Annotated in this window: 3 protein-coding genes; all 3 read right to left on the bottom strand. The window is 71.3% G+C overall.

Annotated features, from left to right (window positions below; translation table 11 throughout):
* Positions 1 to 1,073, bottom strand: a 1,073-nt coding sequence (locus ACFWY6_RS44490; RefSeq protein ID WP_384703348.1) for a condensation domain-containing protein, incomplete at its 3' end; no start/stop codon positions are given.
* Positions 1,048 to 2,016 (bottom strand): TauD/TfdA family dioxygenase, encoded by a 969-nt coding sequence (locus tag ACFWY6_RS44495; protein ID WP_384703351.1) that lies wholly within the window; start codon positions 2,014 to 2,016, stop codon positions 1,048 to 1,050. The genes ACFWY6_RS44495 and ACFWY6_RS44490, both read right to left, overlap by 26 nt.
* Before the next feature lie 72 nt (positions 2,017 to 2,088).
* On the bottom strand, positions 2,089 to 4,376 hold a 2,288-nt coding region (locus ACFWY6_RS44500; RefSeq protein WP_384703354.1), incomplete at its 5' end, for an amino acid adenylation domain-containing protein.

Consider the following 4,376-nt stretch of genomic DNA (forward strand, 5'->3'; position numbering starts at 1 on the left):
AGGTCGGTCTCGCGGACCCGGTCCAGGAGTTCGGCGAAGGTCGGGTCGCCGGACAGATCGGTGCGCAGGACCAGCGTGTTGACGAAGAAGCCGACCAGATCGTCGAGTTCCTCCTCGCCACGCCCCGCAACAGGCGTGCCGATCGGGATGTCCGTCCCGGCACCCAGACGATGCAGGAGCACTCCCAGTGCCGCCTGCAGCACCATGAACACCGTCGTCTGACGCGACCGCGCGAGGGCGGTCAGCGCGCGGTGCAGTTCGGCGTCGACGTGCACCGGAACGGCGCCGCCGTCGTTCCCGGCCTGTTCCGGATACGGGCGGTCGGTGGGCAGTTCGAGGCGCTCGGGCAGCCCGGCGAGGGCCTGCTTCCAGTAGCCGAGCTGGGCGGCGATGAGACTGTCCGGGTCGGTCTCGTCGCCCAGCAGCTCCTGCTGCCACAGCGTGTAGTCGGCGTACTGCACCGGCAGCGGCTCCCACGCCGGGGCGCTCCCCGCACACCGGGCCGCATAGGCCGTGCTCAGGTCGCGGGCCAGCGGACCCATCGACCAGCCGTCACCGGCGATGTGATGGATCACCAGAACCAGGACGTGCTCGTCCGCGGCGTCGTCGATCGTCAACAGAGCGGCACGCACGGGCAGTTCGGCCGCCAGGTCGAAGGAGTGGCGCACCGCCCGGTCCACCGCCGCGGGCAGCTGCGCCTCGGTGACCGTCTCGGCGTCCACCACCGGACGCGCGTCGGCGACCGGGCGGATGTCCTGGTACGGCTGGCCGTCCACATCGGGGAACACGGTCCGCAGCGCCTCGTGCCGCGCCACCACGTCGCCCAGCGCGGCCCGCAGGGCGTCAGCGTCAAGGGCACCGGAAAGACGCAGCACCACCGGCACGTTGTACGTCGGGCTCGGTCCCTCGAAGCGGTACAGGAACCACAGCCGACGCTGCGCAAACGACAACGGCACCATGATCTCTTGCGTTCCCCTCATGTTCACAGCAGCGGTTCTGGCGCCGGTCTCTCCCCGCGCGACGTGGATCCGGATCCGGCGGTCCGGGTCACCCCGACATGGCCACCAGGACACGGCGCGGTCCCGTGTAGGGGCGGCGGCCGTGCGCGACGGCCACGTTGTCGATCAGCAGCAGGTCGCCGTCGTACCAGTCCACGTCCACGGCGGCCTTGAGGCCGTTGTCGCGTACGTGGGCGACGTACTCGGCGGGAATGGGCGTGCCGTCGGCGAAGGTCACCGACTGCGGCAGTTCGTCCTCCGGCAGAAGCTCGGTGAGCATCTCCGCGGTCTCGTCGTCGAGGCCCGCCAGGTGCCACTGGTCGAACTGGTTGAACCAGACCTCTTCGCCGGTGACCGGGTGCCGGACGGTGGCCGGGCGCAGCTGGGTCAGCCGGATGCCGTCGTCGGCCTTCCACTCCCAGGTGACGTCGGCGTCCGCAAGGTGTGCCTCGACCTCGGCCTTGTCGGAGGTCTCGAAGGTGTCCTGCCAGCTCCTGCCGAAGCCGGAGCCGCTGTGCAGGTTCTGCGTGTACCGGATCCCCTGGCCGAAGGCCGCCCTGACCTCCTCGTCCAGGGAGCTCAGCCACAGCGTGCCGTCGACCACGGGGGTCGCGCCGCCGGTGGCGGGCTGCCGCTCGCAGTAGAAGGCGAGACGGGAGGGCCAACGGCGGGCGTACGACAGCTCGTTGTGCATCGAGATGGTGAACTCGGCCGGATACTCGGTCGACGTGTAGACGTTGCTGCCCACCTTGGTGCGGGGCGAGTTGCCGTGCACGTAGGCGAGGCGGTTGGGCAGCAGCAGGTCGAGCGCCGAGTCGACCTGCTCCTTGGAGGTGCCGAAGCCGCGGAAGACCAGGGCCTTGTTGGCCAGGAGCAGTTCGCCCGTCTTCGCCGTGTCGCCGATCGCTTCCAGCAGACCCGCATGGGTCGCCGGCACACCGGCGGTGTCCGGGGTCACCACATGGGGCGCCCAGACGCCCGACTCGCTCGACTCGCTCGACTCGCTCGACTCGCTCACTCCACTCACCTTCTGTTCGCTGTTCCAGGTGCCTTTCGGCGTTTCGTCTGTACGGGCCGGTGTACGGGCCGGCTAGCGCGACCGTGGCCGCAGCTTCGGCCTGGCCCTCGCGGGGCGCTTCAGGTTCTCGGCGAGCTCCGCCACCGTCGGCCTGGTGAAGACCGTCCGCAGGTCGACCTCCGCGCCGATGACGGTGCGGATGCGGCCGATCAGTCGCGTCGCGAGCAGTGAATGACCGCCGAGATCGAAGAAGTTGTCGTCGATGCCGACCGTCTCCAGGCCGAGGACCTCGGCGAAGAGCCCGGCGAGTGCCTCTTCGCGGTCGTCCCGTGGAGCCCGTGCGGGAGCCGCGGCGCCGGTGCGGTCGGGTGCGGGCAGCGCCTTGCGGTCCAGCTTCCCGTTGGGCGTGAGCGGCAGTTCCGCCAGCGTCACGACGGCCGTCGGCACCATGTGCTCGGGCAGCCGCAGCCCCAACTCCCCGCGCAGTTCCCGCTGGTCGAGTACCGCGCCGTCCCGCGGGACCGCGTACCCGACGATCCGCTGGTCGCCGGGCCGGTCTTCCCGGATCACCACGGCCGCGCTCGCCACGTCCGCGCAGTCCGCCAACGCGGCCTGCACCTCGCCGAGTTCGATGCGGAAGCCACGCAGCTTGACCTGGTCGTCGGTGCGTCCCAGATACCTGAGGGTGCCGTCGGCGTTCCAGCACGCCAGGTCGCCCGTGCGGTACATCCGGGTGCCGGGCGCACCGTGCGGATCCGCGACGAACCGCTCCGCCGTGAGCCCCGGCCGGTTCACATATCCCCGCGCGAGCCCGGCCCCCGCGAGGTACAGCTCACCGGCCACGCCCGGCGCCACCGGAGCCAGCGCGGCGTCAAGGACGTACACACGGGTGTTCGCGATCGGCCGGCCGATCGGCGGGACGTCGTGTACGTCGCCGTCCGCGTCGCACGGGTGGAAGGTGACGTCGACGGTCGCCTCCGTCGGCCCGTACAGGTTGTGCAGCCGGGCGGGCAGCAGGGAGCGGAAGCGCGTCACCAGGTGGGCGGGCAGCGCCTCACCGCTGCAGAAGACCTGCCGCAGGGACGTGCAGCCGCGCGCCGCCGGTTCGTTCAGGAACGCGTCGAGCATCGACGGCACGAAGTGGGCCGTGGTGACGCCCTCGGCCGCCACGAGCTCCGCCAGATAGCGGGCGTCCCGGTGTCCTTCGGGCTTGGCGAGGACGAGGGCCGCGCCGTGCAGCAGCGGCCAGAAGAACTCCCATACGGAGACGTCGAAGCCGGCCGGCGTCTTCTGCAGGACCCGGTCGTCGGCCCCGAGCCCGTACTCGGACTGCATCCACCGCAGCCGATTGACGACCCCGGAGTGCGGGACTGCGACGCCCTTGGGCACCCCGGTCGAGCCGGAGGTGTAGATGACGTACGCCGGATGGTCCGGGTCGGGAGCGGTGAGCGGCCCTGTCGCGTCGAGCCCGGCGATGCGCTCCCGCACGGCGGGGTCGTCGAGGCAGACCGTCACGGTTCCCTCGTCCCACAGCGCGCCGGTGCCGGAGTGCGTCAGGACCAGGACGGGGCGCGCGTCCCGCACCATGAAGCGGATGCGGTCGACGGGATAGCCGGTGTCGATCGGCAGATACGCCGCACCTGCCTTGAGCACGGCGAGGAGCGCGACGACAAGCTCCGGCGAGCGGGGCAGCGCGAGCGCCACGGTCCGCTCGGGGCCTGCGCCCTGCTCGATCAGGAACCGGGCCAACCGCTCGGCGCGGGCGTCGAGTTCGGCGTACGAGGTGGATGCGCCGTCGGCGATCAGCGCGGTCGCGTCGGGCGTGGCAAGCGCCTGGGCCCGGAACAACTCCGGGACGGTGCCGGAAGGCACGGGCGTCGCGGTGTCGTTCCATTCCTCCAGGAGCCGGTGGCGCTCACCTTCGGACAGGACATCGACCGAGGTGACGCGCACACCCGGGTCGTCCGCGACGGCGTGCAGCACCCGCAGCAGCCGCTCCACCAGGGCCGTCACCGTGCCAGGATCGAAGAGGTCGGTGCGGTAGGCGACCGAGCCGGCGATGCCGTCCGGGGTCCCGTCATCGGCGTGCCGCTCGGCGACGTTCAGCGTCAGGTCCATCCGCGCGGCACCGGTGCGGACTTCCTGGGGGACGGCCTTCGCCCCGGCGAACGTCAGCTCGCCGCGCGGGTTGCTGTTGAACGCCAACATGACCTGGAACAGCGGGTGGTGGGCGAGCGACCGCGCCGGGTTGAGCGTCTCGACCAGGCTCTCGAAGGGGATGTCCTGGTGGGCGTACGCGTTGAGGTCGGTCTCGCGGACCCGGTCCAGGAGTTCGGCGAAGGTCGGGTCGCCGGACAGAT

This window comes from Streptomyces sp. NPDC059037, assembly GCF_042740015.1.
Lineage (GTDB): Bacteria > Actinomycetota > Actinomycetes > Streptomycetales > Streptomycetaceae > Streptomyces.